We start from the raw sequence: 22,480 nt of genomic DNA, 5'->3' as shown, positions 1-22,480 counted from the left end.
CGGCGGGAGCGGCAATGCGCACTAGACTGTCCGTTCCCCGGCGCGCGGCGCCATCGTACGGATCCGATCGTTCTCCATGTTGCGCAGATTCTGGTGGTCGCCGCTGCTGCTGTGTGTCGGGCTGCTGGCCTGCAATCCCGCCGACAAGGGCAAGCCGGTCGTCGCCGCCGACCCGGCCGCGGCACTGGCTGCCGATGGCGACCACATGGTGTCGATCAACGCGGCCGATGCGCCGCCGCCGCCGCCGCCGGTGAAGCCGGCGCGGGACAAGGCCTGGCCGGAAGTGACCCTGGAGAACGGCAAGGCCTGGGTCAGCTGCGATACCGACTACACCGGCGAGGTCGGCGACGGCGCCGCGCTGGAGGCGCTGGACCGAAAGACCCTCGATGCCGCGCTGGAGCCGTGCCGCGAGCGTGGGCTGGTGCGGGTGCGCTATGCCGGCAAGATCAACCCCTCCTTCGCCGCGATGGTCTCGCGCCTGGCGGTGGTGGCCGATGCGCTGAAGATCGGCAAGCGCGTGCTCGACCTGGATTCCAGCGGCGGCCAGGTGGAAGCGGCGATCGTCGCCGGCGACAGCATCGGCGAGGCCGGCTGGACCATCTGGGTGCGCGAAGGCTCCATCTGCCACAGCGCCTGCGTGTTCGTGCTGGCCGCCGGCGACAACCGGCTGATCTCGGGCAAGGTCGGCATCCACCGGATGATGCGCATCAGCTCCACCGCGACCTCGCGTGCCGAGCTGAACAAGGAACTGCACGAGGTCTACGACAACGTGAAGGACTACCTGCAGCGCAACGGCGTGGCGGTGGGCGTGGCCGACCTGATGATGACCGTGCCTAACCGCAGCCTGCGCGTGCTCACCCGCGAGGAGCTCAAACAGTACGGGCTGGACGGGACCAATGCGGTGCAGGACGACCTGGAGCGGATCAAGCAGATGCGCAAATGCGGCGACGATTTCGTGCGCCGCAAGGATGCGTTCCTTATCGCCTTCGACCGCCAGTGCAAGGTGGAAGGGGCCGACCTGGAGGCCGTCACCAACTGCGGGCAGGCGCTCAAGGAGCATTTTGGTTTCCCGGACGAGACCTGCCCGGACGAGAGCCCGCTTTCGGAAATCGACACGGCGCTGCTGGAAATGCCGGTCGAAGCCGCGCCCTTGCCGGGGGTGGCGCCGGCGGCAGCGACCCTGGAGCCTCGCCGCGGCGGACTGTGAGGTCCCGGCTGGTCCCGCAGGTCGGCGCCTGAGGTCAGGGGCGCAGGATCGAGCCGGGTGATCTCCGCAGCGCATGATCCGGATCAAGGCCGGTGCCGCGCGCGGGTCGTAGGCTGTGCCGGACACGGAATGCGGAGGCGGAAGATGCGGGCTGTCGATGTACTGGTGGTGGGTGCGGGTCCGGCCGGGCTGTGCCTGGCGCGGGGGCTGGCCGATACGGGGCTGTCGGTGACCCTGGTCGAACTGCAGCCGGCCGCGGCGCTGGCCGAACCGGCCTTCGATGGCCGCGAGATCGCGCTGACCCACGCATCGCGGCAGATCATGCGCGGGCTGGGCCTGTGGGAGCGCCTGGACCCGGCCCAGGTATCGCCGCTGCGCAGCGCCCGGGTCATGAATGGCGCCTCCCCGTTCGCGCTCGGTTTCGCCGCCGGCAACGAGAACGTGGACGAGCTGGGCTGGCTCGTCCCGAACCACCTGATCCGTCGCGCCGCCTGGGAGGCAGTGCAGGGGCAGGCGGGACTGGAGCTGGTCGATGGCGCGAAAGTGACCGCGATCGAGACCGGCGATGCGGCCAACACGGTGGTGCTCGACGATGGCCGCCGCCTGTCGGCGCGACTGGTGGTGGCCGCCGACAGCCGTTTCTCGGCGACCCGGCGGATGATGGGCATCGGCGCGCGGATGCGCGACTTCGGCAAGTCGATGCTGGTGTGCCGGCTCGACCATGAGCAGCCGCACCACCACGCCGCCTGGGAGTGGTTCGGCTACGGCCGCACGCTGGCGATGCTGCCCTTGCCGGGCGAGCAGTGTTCGGCGGTGATCACCCTGCCGCCGCAGGGGATCCAGGAACTGATGGCGATGGACGATGCGGCGTTCGGCAACGCCGTCACCGGCTTCTTCGAGCAGCGCCTGGGCCGGATGCGGCCGGTGGGCGCGCGCCATGTCTATCCGCTGGTCGGCGTGTACGCGCACCGCTTCGCCGCGCACCGCTATGCGCTGGCCGGCGATGCCGCAGTGGGCATGCATCCGGTCACCGCGCATGGTTTCAACTTCGGCCTGCAGAGCCAGCAGCGGCTGGTGAAGGAGGTCGCCACCGCGGCCGCGCGCGGCGGCGACATCGGCGCCGCTGCCGTACTGGCCCGCTACGAGCGCGGGCACAGGCTGGCGACCTGGCCGCTCTACGAGGCGACCAATGCCATCGCCACGCTGTACAACGACAGCCGCCTGCCGGCCCGCCTGCTGCGCGGTGCCGCGCTGCGCGCCGCGCACGGCGTGGCGCCCTTCAGGAAGATGATCGCCGCGCACCTGACCCAGCGCGCGAGCTTCTGAGCCACCACTGCTACGTCGCGGCCAGCACGCGGATCCGCACCTCGCCCAGCGCCACCTGCTGGCCCGCGCGGATCTTGCAGGCCTTGCGCAGTTCGACCTCGCCGTCTACGCGGACCTGGCCTTCGCCGATGATCATCTTGGCCTCGCCGCCGCTGGACACCAGGTCGGTCAGCTTGAGCAGCTGTTTCAGTTCCACGTATTCGCGGTCCAGTTCGAAATCGATGGTCTGCATGGGGATGCCGGTGGGGAAGGAGGGCGATTATCGCCCGCGCTGGATACGTCCTGCTCGTCACTCCTGTTCGAACCGGCGCAGTTCCTCGATCACCGCCTGCGCCTGGCGCAGGCTGTAGCCGCTGACCGCATTCTCGGCGCGGCGCGCCAGCCCCGGTCGCGGCGAGGTCCGCGCCCAGCGGTACAGCGCCGCGGTACCCAGCCAGCCGAGCAGGCCGGTTCCGACGCAGGCCGCGAACCACGGCGCCATGCCCGGCCAGGCGGATATGCCGGCGATGCCGCCCAGCGCGACCAGCACCACGACCCACATCACCCACCATGACCAGCCGGCGAGCATGCCGTTGAGCGCCTGCAGGCGGCGCAGCCGGCCCAGGCCCTGCTCGAGTTCCAGTACCGGGGCGGTGGGGTCCAGGCGCCGCAGCCGGTCCAGCACGATGCCGGCCAGCGCAGCGGTCAGCACGCCGAAGGCATGCACGGCGATGCCGGCGGCCAGATAGGCGGGCACCTCGAGGTTGCGTTGCCAGCAGGCGATGCCGAGCAAGACCAGGCCGATGCCGAACGCCAGTTGCAGCCATTGCCCGCGCCGCAACGGGGCAAGGTGGTCGTGCAGGCGGCGGCTGGCCTGCACGCGCAGCAACTGCAGGTCCAGCGCCTGCTGCCGTTCCAGGTGGCGGGCCAGGGCCTGCCAGGCGGTCCTCAGTTCATCCGGTTCCATGGGGGCGTCCTCGGTTGGGTCACAGTTCGTTGCGCAGGCGCGCTTTCAGGCGGCCGATCTTGGTGGCGACATTGGTCGCGCTCAGGCCCAGCACCTCGGCGATCTCGCGCTGCGGGCACTCCTCCAGATGGAGCAGCATCAGGGCGCGGTCCAGCGGCGGCAGGGCATGGATGAAGCGGTACAGGCGTTCGACCTGCTGCGCCCGGTCGGGGTCGTGCGCGGCCGGGTCGGGCAGGGTGTCGAGCGGGTCGTCGGCGGCGGCCTGGAGCGTCGGCGTCCGGGCCCGGCCGCGCAGCTGCGAGATCGCCACGTTCAATGCGATCCGGTACATCCAGGTCGAAAATGGCCGTGCCGGGTCGTAGCCAGGCCACGCCCGCCACAGCTGGGCGGCGATCTCCTGGGCCAGGTCCTCGCGGTCCTCGCGCTGGCGCGCATAGCTGCCGGCCACCTTGACCAGGATGCCGCGATGGCGCTGCAGCAGTTCGGTGAAGCGGGCCGGGGGCTCGGGAAGCGGCTGGGACGGGGCCATGACGGTCGCAAGGGGGACGATGCCGGGTGATTCGCCGGCCGCCGCCGGATATCACAGCTGAACGGATGCCATCGGGGATTTCGACAGCGGCCTGCGCAAGGCGCACAATACGCCCCATTTTCCTGCCCGCTGCGTTCGCGGCGGTGCCCCCGGAGCCCCCATGTCCCAAGAAACCCCCGCGCCGCTGCTGTTCGCAGATCTCGGCCTCTCAGAGCCTGTGATGAAAGCGGTCGCCGACGTCGGTTACGAGACCCCGTCGCCCATCCAGGCCGCCACCATCCCGGCGATGCTGGAAGGCCGCGACGTGCTCGGCCAGGCGCAGACCGGTACCGGCAAGACCGGCGCCTTCGCGCTGCCGGTGCTGTCCAACATCGACCTTTCCGCCACCAAGCCGCAGGTGCTGGTGCTGGCGCCGACCCGCGAGCTGGCCATCCAGGTCGCCGAGGCGTTCCAGACCTATTCGGCCTCGATGCCCGGCTTCCGCGTGCTGCCGGTGTACGGCGGCCAGCCGTACGGGCAGCAGCTGTCGGCGCTGCGCCGTGGCGTGCACGTCGTGGTCGGCACCCCCGGCCGCGTCATCGACCACCTCGACCGCGGCACCCTGGACCTGTCCGAGCTGAAGACGCTGGTGCTGGACGAAGCCGACGAAATGCTGCGCATGGGCTTCATCGACGACGTCGAGGCCGTGCTCAAGAAGCTGCCGGAAAGCCGCCAGGTCGCGCTGTTCTCGGCGACCATGCCGCCGCAGATCCGCCGCATCGCGCAGACCTACCTGCGCGAGCCGGTGGAAGTGACCATCGCCTCCAAGACCACCACCTCGGCCAACATCCGCCAGCGCTACTGGTGGGTGGCGGGCATGCACAAGCTGGACGCGCTGACCCGCATCCTGGAGGTGGAAACCTTCGATGCGATGATCATCTTCGCGCGCACCAAGGCCGGCACCGAGGAACTGGCCGGCAAGCTGCAGGCGCGCGGCCTGGCCGCGGCCGCCATCAACGGCGACATGCAGCAGGCCCAGCGCGAGCGCACCATCGGCCAGCTCAAGGAAGGCAAGCTCGACATCCTGGTCGCCACCGACGTGGCCGCCCGAGGCCTGGACGTGGAGCGCATCAGCCACGTGCTGAACTACGACATCCCGTACGACACCGAAAGCTATGTGCACCGCATCGGCCGTACCGGCCGTGCCGGCCGCAGCGGCGAGGCGATCCTGTTCGTCACCCCGCGCGAGAAGGGCATGCTGCGCCAGATCGAGCGCGCCACCCGCCAGCCGATCGAGGAAATGCAGCTGCCGACCGTGGACGCGGTCAACGACCACCGCGTGACCAAATTCATGGACCGCATCAGCCAGACCCTGGCCGGCGGCGACATGGATTTCTACCGCGACCTGCTGCAGCGCTACGAAGGCGAGAACAACGTGCCGGCGATCGACATCGCCGCCGCGCTGGCCAAGCTGCTGCAGGGCGATGCGCCGTTCCTGCTGGCCCCGCCGGTGCGCGAGCGCCGCGAACCGCAGGCCGGCCGCAACGAACGTCCGGCGCGCGACGGCGGTTTCCCGCGCCAGCGCGAAGAGCGCGGCGAGCGCCCGGCGCGCTTCGAACCGCGCTTCGAGCGTGGCCCGCGCGCCGACGACGGCGAGCACGCGCCGCGTCCGCCGCGTGGCGAAGGCGAGTCCGGCGAGCGTCCGCGCCGCGAGATGCCGCCGCGCAGCGCGCCGGAATTTGGCATGGAGACCTACCGCATCGAGGTCGGCCACATGCACGGCGTGAAGCCGGCCAACATCGTCGGCGCCATCGCCAACGAGGCCGGGCTGGAAAGCCGCTACATCGGCCGCATCGACATCCACGACGACCACTCGGTGCTCGACCTGCCGGCGGAAATGCCGTCGGACACGCTGCAGCACCTGCAGAAGGTGTGGGTGTCCGGCCAGCAGCTGCGCATGCGCCGGGTCGAGCCGGGCGAGGAGCAGGGCGCCGCGTCCTCGTTCAAGCCGCGCTTCGGCAAGGGCCCCAAGCCCGCCGGCCGTCCCGGCGGTCCGCGCTCTGCTGGTCCGGGCGGCCGCCCTGGCGGCTTCAAGCCACGCGGTCCGCGCGGCGCCTGAGTCCTTGCGGATGACGGGTTCCACCGCCAGGACGGTGGACCCGTGCGATCCGGCCCGGCGGAGACGAGGCCGTCATCGGGTTTTCCCGACAAGGGCGGAAAAGCCGCATGCGATAATCGCGGACGCGTCGGGATGTATGCAGGGGAAGGGATGGTGATCGCGGGCAGTGGGATGAAGGCGCGGGCCATGGCGGGGCCGATGTTGCTGTCCCTGCTGCTGGCGCTTCTGCTGTTCCCGCTGGCTGCCGCCGCCCAGACTCCGCAGGCAGGCCGGGATTACCTGCTGGTCGGCGAGCCGACCGACGAACAGGCGCCGATCCGCGCCTGTCCGCCCGAAACGCTGGAGCGGCTGGGCGACGGCATCCTGATCGCCGCGCCCGCCGAAGGCTGGTCCGGCGCGCCGCAGGCGGTGGACGTGTTCAACGTGTTCGCCGGCGAAGTGATGATCTCCCACGGCGACCGCCGGATCTGCGGCAACATGCAGGACGCGCGTACCCGCGATTCGCGCTTCCGGGCGGGCATCGGCATGGTGCTGGTGCCCAAGCCGGGTGACATGGAGCCGATCCGGGTGGCCTGGGAAACGCCGCTCAAGGCGCGCTGGGTTCCCACGCTGCGGCTGGGTGCGCCAAGCCCGGTGCAGCAGATGGATACGATGCGCCTGCTGGTGCGCACCGCCTGCATCGCCATTGCCATCGCCCTGGCGCTGTCGGCGCTGATGGGTTTCCTCACCACCCGCGATCGCGACTTCCTGGTCTACACGCTGGCGACTGCGCTGCTGGTGGTCTGGCAGTCGGTACTCAGCGGCCTGAGCGGCTATCCCGAACCCTGGCTGCCGGTGGGCGGTTTCGCCCCCTGGTGGATGGTGTCGGCCTCGGCGCTGAGCATCGCGGTGATGGGCTGGGTGCTGTGGCGTCTGTGCGGCGGCCTGCAGACCTGGCCGCGATCGCGCCCCTGGGTGCGCCGTTTCGCGCAGCTGCTGCTGGCGCTGGCTCTGGTCACGCCGCTGTTGCCATGGGCCGGGCTGGCCTGGGCCGCCGCCGCGCTGGACCACGCTTTCAGCCTGGTCTGCGTGCTGGCGCTGGTGGCCGGGATCGTCTCGCTGCGCCGTGGCGACTACCAGGCGGTGGATGGCGTCGCCGCGGTGGCTCCGCTGCTGTTGATGGCGCTGGCGGACATCGCCGGCAGCCGCGACCTGGTGCGGTTCCGGGTCGAGGCCGTGCAGCTGTCGGTGACCTGGTTCCTGATGATGTATGCCTACGGCATCAACCGCCGGCTCGGCCAGCTGCGCCAGCAGCGCGACGAGATGCGCCAGCTGGCCGACACCGACGCCCTGACCGGGTTGCCCAACCGCCGCGCCGGCCTGCGCCAGCTCGAACGCCACATGCTCCGTGCGCGGAAGGACCGGCTGCCCCTGTCGATCGGCTTCCTGGACATCGACCTGTTCAAGCAGATCAACGACCGCTTCGGCCATGAGATGGGCGATGCGGTGCTGGTGTCGGTGGCCAACATGCTGCTTGCCGCGGTGCGCGACCGCGACGACGTGATCCGCATGGGCGGCGAGGAATTCCTGGTGCTGTTGCCAGGCACGCACGCCGAGGCGGCCCTGCCGCGGCTGGAGCAGCTACGCGGGAAGATCGCGCGGCAGGCGGCCGAGCGGCGCCATGACGGGCCGGTGGTCACGGTCAGCATCGGCTTGGCGGAAATGCGTGCGCAGGGCGATGACCTGACCGCGCTGCTGCGCCGCGCCGACAACGCCATGTACCAGGCCAAGCGCGGCGGCCGCGATCGCGTGGTCGCCGCGGGCGACGATGCGCCCGTGCTGTCCGGCGACCCGGGCGATGGCGGATAATCCGTCGATGACGAACCGACTCAACAAGCACATCGCCGAAACCGGCTTCTGTTCCCGTCGCGAGGCCGACCGCCTCATCGGCGCCCGCCGCGTGACCGTCAACGGCATCGTCGCCGGCACCGGCGCGGTGGTCGGCGAGGGCGACGAAGTGCGCGTGGACGGCCAGCCGCTGCGTGCCCGCGTCGTGCAGAAGACCACCGGCCGCCGGCATGTCTACATCGCGCTGAACAAGCCGGTGGGCATCACCTGCACCACCGAGAGCGCGGTCAAGGGCAACATCGTCGACTTCGTCGGCCACGAGCAGCGCATCTTCCCGATCGGTCGCCTGGACAAGGATTCCGAGGGCCTGATCCTGATGACCAGCAACGGCGACATCGTCAACCAGATCCTGCGCGCCGAGAACGGCCACCAGAAGGAATACCTGGTGGCGGTGAACAAGCCGGTCACCGACGAGTTCCTGCGCGGCATGGCGCGCGGCGTGCGCATCCACGACCAGATGACGCTGCCGTGCCGCGCCACGCGCATCGCCAAGTTCGGCTTCCGCATCGTCCTCGAGCAGGGCCTGAACCGCCAGATCCGGCTGATGGCCGCGGCCTTCGGCTACCGCGTCACCCAGCTGCGCCGGGTGCGCATCGACAACGTCAAGCTCGGCGCGCTCAAGCCCGGGCAATGGCGCAACCTCACCGAGCAGGAGCTGCGCGGACTGCTGCCGCAGCAGCGGGAATGGTGAAGTGTGACCGGCTCGCCGCGCTGATCGCCGCGCGGTGAGGCTAGACTCGGCCTGTTTACGCCGTTTCCAAGGACACAGGCCCGGACCCGGATGATCAAGCCCGCCCTTCCCGCCAACGAGGCCGAACGCCTGGCCGCGCTGCAGCGCTATCGCATCCTCGATACCCCGCGCGAACAGGAATTCGAGGACCTGGTGACCATCGCCCGCACCATCTGCGGCACGTCGATGGGGGCGGTGACCCTGATCGACAGCGAGCGGCAGTGGTTCAAATCTCTGCAGGGGCTGGAGGGCGAGCAGACCCCGCGCGACGAAGCGTTCTGCGCCCATGCCATCCTGCAGCCGACGCACCTGACCGTGGTCGAGGACGCGTGCCAGGACGAGCGCTTCCGCGGCAATCCCTCGGTCACCGCCGATCCCTTCATCCGCTTCTACGCCGGCGCGCCGCTGCTGAGCAGCGACGGCTACGCGCTGGGCACGCTGTGCGTGTTCGATTCGAACCCGGGCCAGCTTGCGCTCGGCCAGGCCGAAGCGCTGTGGGCGTTGTCGCGGCAGGTGGGGCTGATGCTGGAGATGCGCGGCCTGCGCCGCCGCATCGACCTCCACCAGGGCGAGCATGACTGGTACGAGGCACGCCTGGCCGAGTACTACGCGCAGCTGGAGCAGCAGAACGTGGAGCTGTCCGAGCAGACCCGCACCGATCCGTTGACGGGCCTGCCGAACCGGCGCGCGCTGTCCGCGGCGCTGGCCGAGGCGATCGAGCGGGGGGCCGACCGGCCGCCGGCGGTGGCCATCGTCGATATCGACCACTTCAAGCAGGTCAACGACATCCACGGCCACGACGAAGGCGACCGGGTGCTGGTCGAGCTGGCCGGCGTGCTGCGCGCGCACTTCGCCGGGCGCGGCATGGCCGCGCGCTATGGCGGCGAGGAATTCGTGATCCTGATGCCGGACACGCCGCTGGCGCAGGCCGAACTGCAATGCCAGTACCTGCGCGAAGCGGTGGCGCACCTGCCGATGGGGTTGCCGGTCACGATCAGCATCGGGTTGGCGGTGCAGCACGCCGGCGAATCGGCGCAGGAAACGCTGCGCCGTGCCGATGCTGCGCTCTACCAGGCCAAGGCGCAGGGCCGCGACCGCGTGGTGGTCGCCGGCTGAAAGTCGTTTATTCCAGCCCCGGGCTGCTGGCCGTAGCGGGCAGCGGCCGCGTGCGGTTGAGCAGCGGGTGCAGGAACACCGCGCCGATGATGATCGCCACGCCCAGGTAGAACAGCGGCGTCAGCTCGCGCTGCTCGCCCAGGAACAGCACCGCCAGCACGATCGCGTAGACCGGTTCCAGGTTGGTGACCAGCTGCATGGTGTAGGCGCTGAGATGGCGCAGCGCCACCAGCGCCAGCGCGAACGGCAGCAGGGTGCACAGGCCCGACAGCGCCAGCAGCAGGACGCCGTCGTGCAGGTCGGGCATCACCCACAGCGGGCTGGCCAGTGCCGGCAGCAGCAGCGGCAGGGCCGGTGCCAGCAGGGTCAGGGTGAGGGTGCCGGCACCCAGTTCCAGCGCGGTGACGGTCAGCGGATCGGCATGGCTGACCAGGCGCTTGTTGAACGAGCCGAACAGGGCCACCAGCAGCGCCGACAGCGCGCCCACCGCCACGCCCAGGCGCATGCCATCGGGCACGCCGCCGACCACCAGCGCCACGCCCGGCAGCACCGCCACGCCGAAGGCGAGCTCGCGCGGCTGGAACGGCCGCTTGGCGATCCAGGGCTCGACGATGGCGGTGAATACCGGCGCCAGTGCGATGCAGGTGGCCGCCACCGAGGCATTGGCCAGCTTCACCGCGCCGTAGAACGTGAGCCAGTGCAGCGCCACCAGCGCGCCGATGCCGCCGTAGCCCAGCGCCAGCCGCAGGGTGAGCGCCGACAGCCCGCGCCATACCCGCGGCAGCAGCGCCAGCATCGCCACCACCAGCAGCATGCGCCACCACACCAGCGGCAGTGCGGGCAGGGTGATGAGCTTGCCGAGGATGGCGGTCACGCCCCATAGCAGCACGCAGAAATGGATCTGCAGCAGGGCCTTGCGGGTATCGGGATTGGGCATCGACGAATTGTCGCCGATGTGTGCGGCCGACGCCGCACCGCGCGCTTCAGTTTCCGCCGAGCAGGCGCAGCAGTTCGCGCGCCGCCGCCGGGTTGCGGTGCTTGGCCGCGCTGATGAAGTAGACGAACACCTCGCGCGGCGCCGGGGTGGCCGTCACCGGGCTGGAGTGCGGCAGGTCGTGCGGGTCGCGGCCCTGGCGCCAGTCGCCGATGCGTTCGGCCCAGCGCGCCAGTTCCCGCGGCGGATAGCCGGCGGCGCAGTCGTCGCGGCTGCGCATCAGTCGCGCGTAGACGAAGTCGGCGCACAGGTCGGCGGCATTGGGATGGTCCGGCGAATCGGTGAAGACCAGCGCCATCCCGCGCTGCCGTGCCTGCGCGACCAGCCCGGCGTCGAGGAAGGCCGGGTCGCGGATCTCCAGTGCGTGCCGCTGCGCCCGGCCGTCCACCTGCGGCGGCAGCAGGTCGAGGAAGCCGGCGAAGTCGTCGGGGTCCAGCGTGCGCCCGGCCTCGAACTGCCAGACCAGCGGCCCCAGCCGGTCGCCCAGCGCGGCGATGCCGGCGATGAAGTCCTGCACCTGCGTACCGGTGCCGGCCAGCTGCCGCGCGCCGGTGATGCGCTTGGGCGCCTTGGCCGAGAACACGAAGCCTTCCGGCGTGGCATCGCGCCAGCCGGCGTAGATGGCCGGCTTCTGCGTGCCGTAGTAGGTGCTGTTGATCTCGATGGCGGTGAGCTGGCGGCTGGCGTATTCCAGCTCGCGCCGCTGCACCAGCCCCGGCGGGTAGAACATGCCGCCACGCCAGGGCGCGTAGGTCCAGCCGCCGATGCCCACGTGCACGCCCTGCGTGGTTGCGGGGGCGGGAGCGAACAGGTCATCCATGGGCATGCGGGTCCGGGCGGGGCGTCATCGCGCCGATTCTATCGGCAGGTTCCGCGGACGCATCGCTGCCGCGCCCATCCGCGTACCGTCCTTGGGTTCATGGCGCTTTCGCGGCCCACGGGTCGTAGCTGCCGAACCACCACAGGTGGCCTTCCGGGTCGCGGCAGGCATAGCCGCGGCCGCCGTAGTCCTGGTCGGCGATGTCGATGACGATCTCCGCGCCGGCCGCCGTGGCGCGCGCATGGTGGGCGTCGGCGTCGCTCACGATCACACAGGCGCTCTGCGTCTCCATGCCGCCCACCTCATCGGGCTGGATCATGTTGCTGCCCCAGGCGCCGGGCTGCACCGAACCGAGCATCACCATGCCGTTGCCGAACACCAGCTGCGCATGGTGGACGGTGTTCCCGTCCTGGTAGACGGCGTGGCGCTGGAAGCCGAAGGCGCGGCACAGCCAGTCGATGGCCGCCGGCGCGTCGCGATAGCGCAGGCACGGGATGATGGTGGCGGTGGTGCGGGCGGCGAGGTCCATGGCGGCGTTCCGGTGGCGTGGAGGGCGAGGGTGGGCGCGGCCGCGTTACCATCGCGAGAAGGCCGGCATGCCGGCATCGATCTCGAGGGAGAACGCATTGAACAAGTGGTTGGGGAGCGGGCTGGCGCTCGCGATGGGCATGGCGGCGCAGGCGGCCGACGCACAGGAGACGGCAATGCCGGGGGAACTGCAGCAGCTCGACGCCACCGTGGAACGGGTGCGCCAGCAGTTCGACGTGCCGGGCGTGGCGGTGGCGGTGGTCAAGGACGGCAAGGTCGTGCTGGAGCGCGGCTGGGGCCTGCGCGAGATCGGCAGGCCGGAGCCGGTACAGGCCGATACGCTGTTCGCCATCGCTTCGAACACCAAGGCTTTCACCGCCACCTCGCTGAACCTGCTGGCCGAGGAAGGCAAGCTGAAGATGAGCGACCGGGTGGTCGACCACCTGCCCGGCTTCCGCATGTCCGATCCCTACGTCACCGGCGAGATGCGCATCCGCGACCTGCTCTCGCACCGCAGCGGCCTGAGCCTGGGCGCCGGCGACCTGCTGTTCTGGCCGACCACCACCTACAGCAACGCCGAAGTGGTGGCGCGGCTGGCGCACGTGCCGCTGAAGAACGGCTTCCGCGACCGCTACGCCTACGACAACATCCTCTACGCGGTGGCGCAGCAGGTGATCGAGAAGGTGTCCGGCCTGTCGTACGCCGATTTCCTGCAGCAGCGCATCTTCGACAAGGTCGGCATGGCCGGCACCCGCTACAACGCCGACCACCTCAAGCCCGGCGACAAGCCGGCCATCGGCCACGCCAAGTTCGACTTCAAGGACCTGCGCCCGGTGGCGCCGCTGACCTGGTCCAACAACGCCGGTGCCGGCGGCATCTATTCCAGCGTGCACGACCTGGCCCGGTGGATGAACGTGCAGCTGGCCGGCGGCAGGCTGGCCGACGGCACGCCGCTGTTCTCGGAAAAGACCCAGCAGCAGATGTGGCAGATGCAGATCCCGCAGGTGGTGGCCACGCCGTCGGTGCCGGAACTGATGCCGGCCAAGCCCAATTTCGCCGGCTATGGCGAAGGCTGGAGCCTGAGCGACTACCGCGGGCAGAAGCTGGTGTGGCACACCGGCGGCTGGCCGGGGCAGGTGTCGCGGCTGACCCTGGTGCCCGACCAGAACCTGGGCGTGGTGGTGCTGACCAACCAGGAATCGGGCGCGGCGTTCAACGCCATCACCCTGAGCGTGCTCGACGCGATGCTGGGCGCGCCCGCGCATGACTGGGTGGGCGCCTACGCCGCCAGCGTTGCCAAGGCGCAGGACGGCGCCGACGAAGGCTGGCAGAAGCACGTGGCCGCGCGCGATGCGAAGAGCCGGCCGTCGCTGCCGCTGTCCGGCTATGCCGGCACCTATCGCGATGCGTGGTACGGCGACGTGTCCGTGGAGCAGAAGGGCGGCAGGCTGCGCCTGCGCTTCGGCGCTACTGCCGATCTGCAGGGCACGATGGAGCACTGGCAGCACGACACCTTCATCGTGCGCTGGGACAACCGCTCGCTCAACGCCGACGCCTTCGTCAACTTCAGCCTCGATCCCGACGGCAAGGTGCGCGAGGTGCGCATGCAGGCGGTTTCGTCGTTGACCGATTTCAGCTTCGATTTCCAGGATCTGCTGCTGCAGCCGACGGCGCAGTGACGATCCGGCGCCTGCCGGACGCGGTTCTCGGCAGGATGCGCGCCGGGGATGGACGGGAAAGGGGCAGGATTGCCCCTTTCCCGCCAGCCGCACATGGCCGTGTCCGGCGCGCCATCGGCGGTCGGCATCGACCCTGCGGGCTCTCCTGATCGGCATCCTGTCGATTCATTCCCGGCCCGGCATCCACCCGGCACGATCGCAGGGAGTCCGTGCCTTCGCCGTCTGGCAGCGAAGGCGCCATCCCACTCTTCTGGAGACCTCCCCGCGCTGCTGCATGCCGAACGGGCGAGCCCGTCGACATGACCTGCATCGCCCGGGCTGCATGCCGGCGCGCGAACGCCGCGCCTTGCCGGCACCCTGGGTCGCGGGGATACGCGACAATGGCCAACCCCATCCGTTCGCTGGCCCGTCTCCATGTTCCGTTGGTTCGAATCCCGCCTCGACCCGTTCCCGTCCGATCCGCCCACGCAGCCGCCGCGCGGCCTGTATGCCTTCTGTCGCCATTACACGCGCGGCGCGGAAAAATGGCTGCTGCTGATGGCGCTGACCACCGCCGGCATCGCCGTGGCCGAGTTGGCGCTCTATGCCTATGTCGGCTCACTGGTGGACCGGCTTGGCGCGACCACGCCGGCCACCTTCCTCGATGTCGAGGGCCCGCGCCTGCTGTGGATGGCGCTGCTGGTGCTGGTCGCGCTGCCGCTGCTGGTGCTGCTCAATTCGCTGGTGCAGCACCAGACCCTGCTCGGCAATTTCCCGATGCGGATCCGCTGGAGCGTGCACCGCTACCTGCTGCGGCAGTCGATGGGCTACTTCCAGGACGAATTCGCCGGGCGCATCGCCACCAAGCTGATGCAGACCTCGCTGGCGGTGCGCGAGACCGTGGTCAAGCTGTTCGACATCGGCAACTACGTGCTGGTGTTCTTCATCGGCACGCTGGCGGTGGCCGGCGCTTCGGACTGGCGGATGATGCTGCCGTTCGCGGCCTGGCTGGCCGGCTATGCGCTGTTGATGTGGCATTTCGTGCCGCGCATGGAGCGCATCTCGCGCGAGCAGGCCGATGCGCGCTCGGAGATGACCGGGCGCATCGTGGACAGCTACACCAACATCGCCACGGTCAAGCTGTTCTCGCACTCGCGGCGCGAGCAGGCCTACGCGCGCGAGGCGATGGCCGGCTTCCTGGACAAGGTGCATCCGCAGATGCGGCTGGCGACGCGTATCTACTCGCTGCTGTATGCGCTGAACATGCTGCTGTTGTTTTCCGCGGTGGCATTGGGCCTGTGGCTGTGGCACGGCGGCTCGGTGAGCGCCGGCGCGGTCGCGGTGACCGTGGCGCTGGTGCTGCGCATGCTGGGCATGTCGCAGTGGATCATGTGGGAGTTGTCGGCGCTGTTCGAGAACATCGGCACCGTGCATGACGGCATCAATTCGATCTCGTTGCCGCCGACGGTGGACGATGCGCCCGGCGCCCCGGCGCTGGCGCGGTTGGCCGGCGACATCCGGTTCGAGGGCGTGTCCTTCCATTACGGCAAGAACCACGGGGTGATCGAAGGACTGGACCTGCACGTGCGCTGCGGGGAGAAGATCGGCGTGGTCGGGCGCTCGGGGGCGGGGAAATCCACGCTCGTGAACCTGCTGCTGCGTTTCCATGACGTCGAACGCGGCCGCATCCTGGTCGATGGCGTGGACATCGCTTCCGTGCAGCAGGACTCGCTGCGCGCGCAGGTGGGCGTGGTCACCCAGGACACCTCGCTGCTGCACCGTTCGATCCGCGACAACCTGCTCTATGGCCGCCCCGATGCGACCGAGGACCAGCTGCGCGCCGCCGTGGCCAAGGCCCGCGCCGATGGCTTCATCGCCGATCTGCGCGACAGCGAGGGCCGCAGCGGCTACGACGCCCATGTCGGCGAGCGCGGCGTGAAGCTCTCCGGCGGCCAGCGCCAGCGCGTCGCCATCGCCCGGGTGCTGCTCAAGGATGCGCCGATCCTGGTGCTGGACGAGGCGACTTCGGCACTGGATTCGGAGGTGGAAGCGGCCATCCAGGAGAGCCTGGATGAGCTGATGGGCAACAAGACGGTGATCGCCATCGCCCACCGCCTGTCCACCATCGCGCGCATGGACCGGCTGGTGGTGATGGACCATGGCCGCATCGTCGAGACCGGCAGCCATGCCGAGCTACTCGCCGCCGGTGGCCTGTACGCGCGGCTGTGGGCGCGGCAGACCGGTGGCTTTGTCGCGGCCGAAGACTGAGGCCGCGGCGCCGGCGGCTGTTGTCCCGCGCCGTGAAAAGCCGCTGCCGGCAGCGCCGGCAGCGGCTTCCAGGCAGGGCCCGGCCGGGCCGGCGGACTCAGTAGCTGCCCATGTAGTCGCGCTTGCCGATCTCCAGGCCGTTGTGGCGCAGGATCGCGTAGCTGGTGGTCACGTGGAAGAAGAACTGCGGCAGGCCGTACTGCAGCAGGTACACATCGCCCTGCAGCTTCTTCTCCTTCGGCGTACCGGCGCGCAGCACGATCTCGCGCGACTCGCTGCCTTCGAACTGTTCGGCGCTGAAGCTGTCCAGGTGTGCCAGCGCCTTGGCGATCAGCGCCTGCAGTTCGGCGAAGCCGGCCTCGGCGTCGTCCGGCCAGGACGGCACCTCGGTATTGCCCAGGCGCGAGCTGATGCCCTTGGCGAAATCGGCCGCGATCTGCACCTGGCGCACCAGCGGGAACATGTCCGGGAACAGGCGCGCACCAAGCAGCGCGGCCGGTTCGATCTTCTTCTCGGCGGCATGGGCTTCGGCCTTGGCCAAGACCCCGGACAAGGCGCCGAGCATCTGCTTGAGAACGGGTATCGAGGCGCTGTACATCGAAAGAGACATCGTGGAACTCCGTCAGAGGGAAAACCGGCGCGGCGGGGTGGCCGCGCGCGTACTGAAACCCCGACAGCATAGGTCGTGCACGCGCGATATGCGCCTGAAGCGCAAGGCGGGATTGCTGGTCGGGCGCCACCGGCGCGTTGCATGGCTCATGCCGGCAGCCTGATCCGCGCCGGCACCCGTAGCAGACCCGGCACAACGACCGCGGCAAAGCCGCCGTTGGCAAAGCCGCCATTGGCGATGTCGTGTGGTCGCCTGTGCGGCCTCGCTGCGGGCGCTGGACTGCGGCGCGGTCCTGGCGATCAACGCCCGCGCCTGGGTTGTGCGCGGGTCCGCGTCCAGCTCGCCGGCCCTGATCGCTTCGGCGATGATTTACAGCTGCCGCACCGCCTGCGGGTACTGGTGCGGCAATTGACGTGCGGCGCGGTAGTCCCTGGACAGCGTCTGCCTTCGCGGATGGAACCGGATGGAGGAGGATTCCTGCGCCTGCCGGATCGGCCGTGACCGTTCGAGCTGTACTTCGGCCTGCCTGCCGCGGCGGCTCAGCCGATGCGACGTTCGATGCGGCGGTCCGGGATCAGCCAGAGCAGCGCCACCAGCGCGTAGGTTGCCTGCGCCAGATGCACCTGTACGAAGCTCAGGCCGATGCCGAGCAGATACAGCACCGGGGACAGCTTGCCTTTCCAGTCACCGGCCAGCATCTGTTTCAGTGCCGAGCTGTCGCCTTCGGCGGCGATGATGCGCCGCTGCAGCAGCCAGTACGCCACCGCTGCGCCCAGCAGCACCACGCCATAGGCCGCGCTGGGCAGCGGCTGGGTGTAGTAGTCGTCCATCCAGCGGGTGCCGAAGGGCAGCAGCGACAACCAGAACAGCAGGTGCAGGTTGGCCCACAGCACGCTGCCGGAGATGCGGCTGGACGCCTGCAGCAGGTGGTGATGATTGTTCCAGTAGATGCCCACGTAGACGAAGCTGAGCACATAGGCCAGCAGCGTGGGGATCAACGGTTCGAGCGCGGCCAGCGTGGCCCCGTCCGGGACCTGGATCTGCAGCACCATGATGGTGATGATGATCGCCAGTACGCCGTCGCTGAATGCTTCAAGACGTCCCTTGCCATGTGCTGTCCCCGTTGGTTGCTGTCCTGGCGGTGATCTCCCGTCGCGGGAGAGATGGATGGTCGATTCCGGCTCAACCGGCTGCCCTGCGCACCAGCGAGGCCAGCGTGGCGGCCTCGGCGTCGCCGAAGCGGTGGATGGCGAACGACGTGGGCCACAGGCCGCCGTCGTCCAGCCTGGCCTGGTCGCTGAAACCGAAGGTGGCGTAGCGCGTCTTGAACTTGCCCGCACTCTGGAAGAAGCACAGCACCTTGCCGTCCTTCGCCCAGGCCGGCATGCCATACCAGGTGCGTGGCTGCAGGCCGGGCGCAGTGGCCATCACCAGCGCGTGGATGCGGCGTGCCACGTCGCGCTCGGCCGCGGGCATTTCCTCGACGCGGGCCAGCAGGTCGGCCTCGCCTTCGGCGCTGCTGCGGTTGGCGCGCGCCTCGGCCTTCAGTTCCCGCGCCCGCGCCTTCATGGCGGCCTGTTCTTCCGCGGTGAAGGTGCTGGCGGCCTTCTTCGTGGCCGTGCTTTTGCGCGGACTGCTCTTGGCGGTGGCAGAGCGGGTCATGGGAATCCTCGTCGCGGAACCGGCGGATGCCAGCGAAGGTTGTGGGTCAACCGCCGTTGCGCGCCAGGCAGAGCGCGACCAGCGGGGCGAGATTGAACAGCAGGATGCCGATCTTGTACACGGCCATGCCACCGTAGTGGATCGCATCGAAGGTGGCGTCCGGCAACGCGAACCAGCGGCCGTGCAGCCGCCGTAGCGCGCCGCGCGCGGAGATGAAGGCGATGAACCAGGTCAACAGCACGGCGTAGTTGAAGGCGAGCGACCACAGCAGGAAACGGCAGAGGAAATCGCTGTGCATGGCAGTGCTCCGCAGGGAGGGAAAAAGCCCGTTACAGCAGCCGGGTGCCGAGCGGGACTTCGTGCTCGGGTACGCACAGCGATACCTGTCCCCCGGCGTTGTGGAAGCCGGTGACCAGGCACCCGGACATGATCGGCCCGATCTGCTTGGGCGGGAAATTCACCACGGCCACCACCTGCTTGCCGATCAGCGTTTCCGGCGCATACAGGTCGGTGATCTGCGCGCTGGACTTGCGCACGCCGATCTCCGGGCCGAAATCCACCTGCAGGATGTAGGCCGGCCGGCGCGCCTGCGGAAACGGCTCGGCGGCCACCACGCGGCCCACGCGCAGTTCCACCTTGGTGAAGTCGTTCCAGTCGATCGTTTCCACGCGCGCGTCTCGGTTGGGGGGTGCCGATCAATAGCGCCGATGGTCGCGGGCCGTCAATACGCGTTGCCATGCGGATCATGCGCCGGGGCCGAGCAGGTTGGCGTCGCGCGCCAGTACCCAGTGCCCGTTCCGGCGGTTGAGGATCGTCAGCGTGTGGCCCTCGCGGGATACCGGGCGGCCGCCGGGCGGGGTGATGGTGACGGCCAGCTGCTGCCACAGGAAGGCCCAGTCGCCGAGCACGCGGATTTCCCGTATCGCATTGCTGCCCTCGACCCTGGGCGCATCGGCGCCGGCCTGCGCGCGCATGGCGGTGGCGAAATCGGCCTTGCGCATGGGCGGATTGCCGGGCGTAAGAAAGACCGCGTCGTCGGCGACCAGCGCCAGCACGGCGTCCACGTCGCCGTCGCGGCTGGCGGCGAGCCAGGAGTCGACCAGTCGCCGGATTTCCTGTTCATCGTCATGCATGGGGCGCCCCCTCCGGATGTCCCAAGGTAACGCTGCACCGCGCTGTCGCCGCGTGAGGACGACGGGGTTTCAGTGGCCGGCAGGCGACGCGGGTTCCTGCATGGCGCGCCTCTGCGTGTGCCCCCTTCGGGTGGCTTGGCCGTGGAAAATGCCTGTCCTGCGGTTGCCACGGCCTGCCCGTCATGCGGCACCGGTACGCCGGGCAGGCCGCGTTCCGCCGCTTCCAGCGTCCTCGGGCTGAAGAGCCCGGACGGATGGCGCAGAAGTAGGCAAGGTTTCCGTCGAGGGCGTCGGGTGGAGGACGCCAGGCGGACCGGAGGCGGTCATGCTTGTTCCCTGCCGCGGCCGATGCGTGTGATGCAGGAAGAGGAGGCGCTGTACGGCGCGGGGCGATCGTCGCCTGCCATCAGATCGCGTCCTGCGCGCTGATCATGACGTAATAGCCGTCCGGATCGCGGACGGCGAACTCCAGGGTTCCCGTGCCGGGATTCAGGGCGGGCGCGAGCGCCAGCGCCGCGACCTGCCGCAGGGCGCGTTGCAGGGCCTGGTCGAAGTCGTTCACGCGGAAGAACAGCAACAGGCCGTTGCCGGGCTCCGCATGCGCCGGGGTGGCGAGCGTGGGGTGGTCGTGCGCCTGCCATCGATGCAGGCACAGGAGCACCGTGCCGTCCGCGTCGACGAGCTGGCCGAAATGATCGTGCGCGGGTTGCGAAGGGGGCAGCCCCAGGAGCGACTGGTACCACGCGAAGCTGCGCGCGACGTCGGCCACGGCGATGATCGTCCAGAGGCGTTTCATGGTGACTCCGTTGCTGGGGGCGGGCGGGGCAGGTCCGCGGTACCGCCTTGCCCACCGGGATCAAGCGTCAGCGCGACCACGTTCCCACCGCTTCGACCCACAGGCCCAGCACGGCGAGGAAATTGAGGGTGAAGACGATTCCCCGGAGGCGGACGTTGCGGGTCAGGATCTGGACGGTGCTGTGCAGGACGCGGCCGGCGACGAACAGCCAGGCCAGTGCGAGCGTCATCGGGCCCGGCGGGAACGGCAGCAGAGCCAGGCAGGCGGCGTGGAAGAACAGCGGCCATTCGAACTGGTTGGAAAGATTGGCGCTGATGCGCGGTTCGACGTCGGCCCAGGGATTGCCGCCGTCGACCCGGCGGCCGATGCCCCAGACCGCGGGCGCCCGGGCGACGGTGAGCAGGACGTACAGGAGCGCGGCCAGAGCGACGTGGGCCGCCATCGGGAAGATCAGGGCATTGTGCATGTGCGTTCCTGTTTCACGAATGAGGTGGAGCGACGTGCATGCGACGGCCGGTTTGCGTCATCACCGGATGCGCGGGAGCGGCGGGGTGATGGCGGCCTTCAGGGGCTGCCGGGCGCGCGTCTGAAATAGGCAGTCCGCAGCACCGGCGTTCCATCCTTGAAATAGGCCTCCGTCTCGGTCATGACCTTCCCGTCTCCGCTCACCGAATAGACGCGGGTGGAGCGCGGGATGCCTTCGTAGACGAACTGCATGACCAGGACGTTGGGCGCCGGCATCTTGGCCGCGAGGACATCGACCCAATAGGTGCCGGATGCGCGGCCGGGCGTGCCGTCCAGGGACAGGGTGGACTCCGAATGCAGCGCATTGCCGCCCTGGTCGACGATTTCGACGCGTTCGTTCCACTGGCCGTCCGGCGTGGCGGCGAAGGCGATGTTGACGCTTTTCGGTCGCGCTTCGGGCGGCATCGGCAGGCTGTCCACCTCCAGCACCCAGTGGCCGACCAGCGGTGAATCGGCCGGCGAAGCGGCATGTGCGGGCGTACCGGCAAAGGCGGCGGCGGACAGCAGCGCGGCGAGCATCACGTTCATGCGGTCTCCATCGGGGTGTCGGGGGAAGGGTGCCTGGAGCGGATCATGCCTCCGGGCGGTATCGGCATGGGTGAACGGCGGACCCGCGCTTCACGCCCAGAACATGAGGACGAGCGTGCAGGCCGTCAGCACCCCCAGGCCTGCGCGGTGCCACCGCTGGCGCCCGGCGAAGATCAGGGCAAGCGGAATGGCCAGCGGCAGGACGTACTTCATCGCGATGAACAATGGCTCCTGCAGGAACGCGGATCCCGACAGGGCGATGTTGCTGGCGAAGCTGACGCAGGTGGGAATCAGCAGCGCGGTCATCAGCGCGCGCCTGTTTTCCAGATAGTAGTCGTCGATGCTGGCATAACCGGCGTCCGTCCGCGGGAACATGACGCGGGCGATGAAGATGTAGGGCAGGGCCATTCCCAGGCAGACAAGAACCTTCCATGGGTCCATCGCCAGGCCGCCGCGTCCATCCCAGAAGGAGGTCCATTGTCCCGCTGCGCGCAGCAGGATGAGAAGACCGAGCAGGATCGTCGATGCGCCGAGGGCGGTCCGCGCGCGATCCACCCAGCTGTCGGCGAAGCCGGTCATCGCGTGCGCCACGGCAAGGCCGAGCAGCAGCGAATAGAGCGAGAACAGAAAATCGAAACCGTCCATTTCTTCCCCTGTGGCGACGATGGGTGCCGCGGGCGCCGCATCGCGCCGCCGGCAGGCACGGGTCTGCAGAGACGCCGGGGGCGGGACTAGAGGTCGTCGAGCAGCGCGGCGCGCTTCTGCTCGTACTCCGCCTCGCTGATCAGCCCCTGTGATTTCAACGTGGCCAGTTTCTGCAGCCGCGCTCCGGTCGATGGCAACGGCGGCGGCCTCGAGGGCACCGGCATGGCGGCGCGGGCGGATTTCCCCGAGCCGCGGGCCGCCAGCCAGACGAGCAGGCCCACCAGGATGACGGGTATGCCCAATACCAGGAGCAGGATGATCCAATGCCAGATGCTGAAGCTGCCCATGTCGTTCCCCTCATGCAGTGTCGCGGAGTATCCGGTCCCGGCTGCTGGATGGGAAGGCGCCGGCACTGGCCGGATTTCCGGTTCCAGGCGGCGCAACGGCAAAGGCCCGGGATTCCCGGGCCTTTGC

At 69.5% G+C, this 22,480-nt stretch carries 25 protein-coding genes; 8 read left to right on the top strand and 17 right to left on the bottom strand.

Annotated elements, in window-relative coordinates; genetic code table 11:
* The first annotated feature begins 76 nt into the window (after nt 1–76).
* A complete protein-coding gene (locus ABB22_RS03630; RefSeq protein ID WP_055764416.1) occupies nt 77–1,207 on the top strand; it encodes a COG3904 family protein in 1,131 nt (376 codons plus the stop codon).
* Nucleotides 1,208–1,351: 144 nt separating this feature from the next.
* Nucleotides 1,352–2,533, top strand: a complete 1,182-nt coding sequence (ubiM, locus tag ABB22_RS03625; RefSeq protein WP_055764418.1) for a 5-demethoxyubiquinol-8 5-hydroxylase UbiM — start codon at nt 1,352–1,354, stop codon at nt 2,531–2,533.
* 10 nt (nt 2,534–2,543) lie between these two features.
* On the opposite strand, the gene ABB22_RS03620 is transcribed toward ubiM, so the two are convergent.
* From ABB22_RS03620 to ABB22_RS03610, 3 genes are read right to left on the bottom strand one after another with little or no spacing between them, the layout of a single operon-like run.
* Nucleotides 2,544–2,765 (bottom strand): RNA-binding S4 domain-containing protein, encoded by a 222-nt coding sequence (locus ABB22_RS03620; protein ID WP_055764420.1) that lies wholly within the window; start codon nt 2,763–2,765, stop codon nt 2,544–2,546.
* A gap of 57 nt (nt 2,766–2,822) precedes the next feature.
* Nucleotides 2,823–3,479: a hypothetical protein gene (locus ABB22_RS03615; RefSeq protein ID WP_055764422.1), complete on the bottom strand. Its 657-nt coding sequence runs from the start codon at nt 3,477–3,479 to the stop codon at nt 2,823–2,825.
* Between the two features lie 19 nt (nt 3,480–3,498).
* The gene (locus tag ABB22_RS03610; protein ID WP_055764424.1) at nt 3,499–4,008 is read right to left on the bottom strand and encodes an RNA polymerase sigma factor; all 510 of its coding nucleotides are present in this window, start codon (nt 4,006–4,008) and stop codon (nt 3,499–3,501) included.
* Nucleotides 4,009–4,168: 160 nt separating this feature from the next.
* On the opposite strand from ABB22_RS03610, the gene ABB22_RS03605 reads away from it, so the two are divergent.
* The 4 genes from ABB22_RS03605 to ABB22_RS03590 all read left to right on the top strand — a co-directional run bounded on the left by ABB22_RS03605 (nt 4,169) and on the right by ABB22_RS03590 (nt 9,839).
* On the top strand, nt 4,169–6,106 hold the full coding sequence (locus ABB22_RS03605) for a DEAD/DEAH box helicase (RefSeq protein ID WP_055764426.1): 1,938 nt from the start codon (nt 4,169–4,171) through the stop codon (nt 6,104–6,106).
* Between the two features lie 198 nt (nt 6,107–6,304).
* Entirely contained in the window at nt 6,305–7,954 is a 1,650-nt protein-coding gene (locus tag ABB22_RS03600) for a sensor domain-containing diguanylate cyclase (protein WP_082443479.1), read from the top strand.
* Nucleotides 7,955–7,961: 7 nt separating this feature from the next.
* Nucleotides 7,962–8,684, top strand: a complete 723-nt coding sequence (locus ABB22_RS03595) for a pseudouridine synthase (RefSeq protein WP_055764428.1) — start codon at nt 7,962–7,964, stop codon at nt 8,682–8,684.
* A gap of 90 nt (nt 8,685–8,774) precedes the next feature.
* Nucleotides 8,775–9,839: a sensor domain-containing diguanylate cyclase gene (locus ABB22_RS03590; protein ID WP_055764430.1), complete on the top strand. Its 1,065-nt coding sequence runs from the start codon at nt 8,775–8,777 to the stop codon at nt 9,837–9,839.
* A 7-nt stretch (nt 9,840–9,846) separates the two neighbouring features.
* Here the strand turns inward: ABB22_RS03590 and ABB22_RS03585 are convergent, their stop codons facing one another.
* From ABB22_RS03585 to ABB22_RS03575, 3 genes are all read right to left on the bottom strand, one after another.
* Nucleotides 9,847–10,776, bottom strand: a complete 930-nt coding sequence (locus tag ABB22_RS03585; RefSeq protein ID WP_055764433.1) for a DMT family transporter — start codon at nt 10,774–10,776, stop codon at nt 9,847–9,849.
* 46 nt (nt 10,777–10,822) lie between these two features.
* The gene (locus ABB22_RS03580; protein ID WP_055764435.1) at nt 10,823–11,653 is read right to left on the bottom strand and encodes a DUF72 domain-containing protein; all 831 of its coding nucleotides are present in this window, start codon (nt 11,651–11,653) and stop codon (nt 10,823–10,825) included.
* Between the two features lie 97 nt (nt 11,654–11,750).
* Nucleotides 11,751–12,182, bottom strand: coding sequence for a VOC family protein (locus ABB22_RS03575; RefSeq protein ID WP_055764438.1), 432 nt, complete (start codon nt 12,180–12,182; stop codon nt 11,751–11,753).
* Nucleotides 12,183–12,279: 97 nt separating this feature from the next.
* Between ABB22_RS03575 and ABB22_RS03570 the strand changes: the two genes are divergently transcribed.
* Both ABB22_RS03570 and ABB22_RS03565 read left to right on the top strand, forming a co-directional pair.
* Nucleotides 12,280–13,860 carry a serine hydrolase gene (locus ABB22_RS03570; protein WP_425529550.1) on the top strand — a complete coding sequence of 527 codons (1,581 nt, stop codon included), beginning with the start codon at nt 12,280–12,282 and terminating at the stop codon, nt 13,858–13,860.
* A 414-nt stretch (nt 13,861–14,274) separates the two neighbouring features.
* Nucleotides 14,275–16,107 (top strand): ABC transporter ATP-binding protein, encoded by a 1,833-nt coding sequence (locus tag ABB22_RS03565; RefSeq protein ID WP_055764442.1) that lies wholly within the window; start codon nt 14,275–14,277, stop codon nt 16,105–16,107.
* A 97-nt stretch (nt 16,108–16,204) separates the two neighbouring features.
* On the opposite strand, the gene ABB22_RS03560 is transcribed toward ABB22_RS03565, so the two are convergent.
* The 11 genes from ABB22_RS03560 to ABB22_RS03510 all read right to left on the bottom strand — a co-directional run bounded on the left by ABB22_RS03560 (nt 16,205) and on the right by ABB22_RS03510 (nt 22,353).
* A complete protein-coding gene (locus ABB22_RS03560; RefSeq protein ID WP_055764444.1) occupies nt 16,205–16,717 on the bottom strand; it encodes a DUF1993 domain-containing protein in 513 nt (170 codons plus the stop codon).
* A 539-nt stretch (nt 16,718–17,256) separates the two neighbouring features.
* Nucleotides 17,257–17,886 carry a TMEM175 family protein gene (locus ABB22_RS03555; protein WP_082592144.1) on the bottom strand — a complete coding sequence of 210 codons (630 nt, stop codon included), beginning with the start codon at nt 17,884–17,886 and terminating at the stop codon, nt 17,257–17,259.
* Between the two features lie 13 nt (nt 17,887–17,899).
* Nucleotides 17,900–18,379, bottom strand: coding sequence for an iron chaperone (locus tag ABB22_RS03550; protein WP_055764448.1), 480 nt, complete (start codon nt 18,377–18,379; stop codon nt 17,900–17,902).
* A 46-nt stretch (nt 18,380–18,425) separates the two neighbouring features.
* Nucleotides 18,426–18,677, bottom strand: coding sequence for a DUF6868 family protein (locus ABB22_RS03545; RefSeq protein ID WP_055764450.1), 252 nt, complete (start codon nt 18,675–18,677; stop codon nt 18,426–18,428).
* Between the two features lie 31 nt (nt 18,678–18,708).
* Nucleotides 18,709–19,047: a tRNA-binding protein gene (locus ABB22_RS03540; protein WP_055764452.1), complete on the bottom strand. Its 339-nt coding sequence runs from the start codon at nt 19,045–19,047 to the stop codon at nt 18,709–18,711.
* A 75-nt stretch (nt 19,048–19,122) separates the two neighbouring features.
* Nucleotides 19,123–19,512, bottom strand: a complete 390-nt coding sequence (locus tag ABB22_RS03535; protein WP_055764454.1) for a YybH family protein — start codon at nt 19,510–19,512, stop codon at nt 19,123–19,125.
* A 406-nt stretch (nt 19,513–19,918) separates the two neighbouring features.
* Nucleotides 19,919–20,308: a VOC family protein gene (locus ABB22_RS03530; protein WP_055764456.1), complete on the bottom strand. Its 390-nt coding sequence runs from the start codon at nt 20,306–20,308 to the stop codon at nt 19,919–19,921.
* Between the two features lie 67 nt (nt 20,309–20,375).
* Nucleotides 20,376–20,774, bottom strand: coding sequence for an MAPEG family protein (locus ABB22_RS03525; RefSeq protein ID WP_055764458.1), 399 nt, complete (start codon nt 20,772–20,774; stop codon nt 20,376–20,378).
* Between the two features lie 98 nt (nt 20,775–20,872).
* The gene (locus ABB22_RS03520) at nt 20,873–21,361 is read right to left on the bottom strand and encodes a hypothetical protein (protein ID WP_055764460.1); all 489 of its coding nucleotides are present in this window, start codon (nt 21,359–21,361) and stop codon (nt 20,873–20,875) included.
* A gap of 90 nt (nt 21,362–21,451) precedes the next feature.
* Complete coding sequence (locus ABB22_RS03515) at nt 21,452–22,006, bottom strand: hypothetical protein (protein ID WP_055764461.1); 555 nt, start codon at nt 22,004–22,006, stop codon at nt 21,452–21,454.
* 86 nt (nt 22,007–22,092) lie between these two features.
* The gene (locus ABB22_RS03510) at nt 22,093–22,353 is read right to left on the bottom strand and encodes an SHOCT domain-containing protein (RefSeq protein WP_055764463.1); all 261 of its coding nucleotides are present in this window, start codon (nt 22,351–22,353) and stop codon (nt 22,093–22,095) included.
* Nucleotides 22,354–22,480: the final 127 nt, after the last annotated feature.

Source organism: Stenotrophomonas nitritireducens (genome assembly GCF_001431425.1).
Taxonomy (GTDB): domain Bacteria; phylum Pseudomonadota; class Gammaproteobacteria; order Xanthomonadales; family Xanthomonadaceae; genus Stenotrophomonas; species Stenotrophomonas nitritireducens.
This window is presented reverse-complemented; position numbering and strand designations above follow the sequence as displayed.

Coding starts and splice junctions, on each gene's coding strand:
- ABB22_RS03630 (WP_055764416.1), top strand. CDS start 77: ATGTTGCGCAGATTCTGGTGGTCGCCGCTGCTGCTGTGTGTCGGGCTG.
- ubiM (WP_055764418.1), top strand. CDS start 1,352: ATGCGGGCTGTCGATGTACTGGTGGTGGGTGCGGGTCCGGCCGGGCTG.
- ABB22_RS03620 (WP_055764420.1), bottom strand. CDS start 2,765: ATGCAGACCATCGATTTCGAACTGGACCGCGAATACGTGGAACTGAAA.
- ABB22_RS03615 (WP_055764422.1), bottom strand. CDS start 3,479: ATGGAACCGGATGAACTGAGGACCGCCTGGCAGGCCCTGGCCCGCCAC.
- ABB22_RS03610 (WP_055764424.1), bottom strand. CDS start 4,008: ATGGCCCCGTCCCAGCCGCTTCCCGAGCCCCCGGCCCGCTTCACCGAA.
- ABB22_RS03605 (WP_055764426.1), top strand. CDS start 4,169: ATGTCCCAAGAAACCCCCGCGCCGCTGCTGTTCGCAGATCTCGGCCTC.
- ABB22_RS03600 (WP_082443479.1), top strand. CDS start 6,305: ATGTTGCTGTCCCTGCTGCTGGCGCTTCTGCTGTTCCCGCTGGCTGCC.
- ABB22_RS03595 (WP_055764428.1), top strand. CDS start 7,962: ATGACGAACCGACTCAACAAGCACATCGCCGAAACCGGCTTCTGTTCC.
- ABB22_RS03590 (WP_055764430.1), top strand. CDS start 8,775: ATGATCAAGCCCGCCCTTCCCGCCAACGAGGCCGAACGCCTGGCCGCG.
- ABB22_RS03585 (WP_055764433.1), bottom strand. CDS start 10,776: ATGCCCAATCCCGATACCCGCAAGGCCCTGCTGCAGATCCATTTCTGC.
- ABB22_RS03580 (WP_055764435.1), bottom strand. CDS start 11,653: ATGGATGACCTGTTCGCTCCCGCCCCCGCAACCACGCAGGGCGTGCAC.
- ABB22_RS03575 (WP_055764438.1), bottom strand. CDS start 12,182: ATGGACCTCGCCGCCCGCACCACCGCCACCATCATCCCGTGCCTGCGC.
- ABB22_RS03565 (WP_055764442.1), top strand. CDS start 14,275: ATGTTCCGTTGGTTCGAATCCCGCCTCGACCCGTTCCCGTCCGATCCG.
- ABB22_RS03560 (WP_055764444.1), bottom strand. CDS start 16,717: ATGTCTCTTTCGATGTACAGCGCCTCGATACCCGTTCTCAAGCAGATG.
- ABB22_RS03550 (WP_055764448.1), bottom strand. CDS start 18,379: ATGACCCGCTCTGCCACCGCCAAGAGCAGTCCGCGCAAAAGCACGGCC.
- ABB22_RS03545 (WP_055764450.1), bottom strand. CDS start 18,677: ATGCACAGCGATTTCCTCTGCCGTTTCCTGCTGTGGTCGCTCGCCTTC.
- ABB22_RS03535 (WP_055764454.1), bottom strand. CDS start 19,512: ATGCATGACGATGAACAGGAAATCCGGCGACTGGTCGACTCCTGGCTC.
- ABB22_RS03530 (WP_055764456.1), bottom strand. CDS start 20,308: ATGAAACGCCTCTGGACGATCATCGCCGTGGCCGACGTCGCGCGCAGC.
- ABB22_RS03525 (WP_055764458.1), bottom strand. CDS start 20,774: ATGCACAATGCCCTGATCTTCCCGATGGCGGCCCACGTCGCTCTGGCC.
- ABB22_RS03520 (WP_055764460.1), bottom strand. CDS start 21,361: ATGAACGTGATGCTCGCCGCGCTGCTGTCCGCCGCCGCCTTTGCCGGT.
- ABB22_RS03515 (WP_055764461.1), bottom strand. CDS start 22,006: ATGGACGGTTTCGATTTTCTGTTCTCGCTCTATTCGCTGCTGCTCGGC.
- ABB22_RS03510 (WP_055764463.1), bottom strand. CDS start 22,353: ATGGGCAGCTTCAGCATCTGGCATTGGATCATCCTGCTCCTGGTATTG.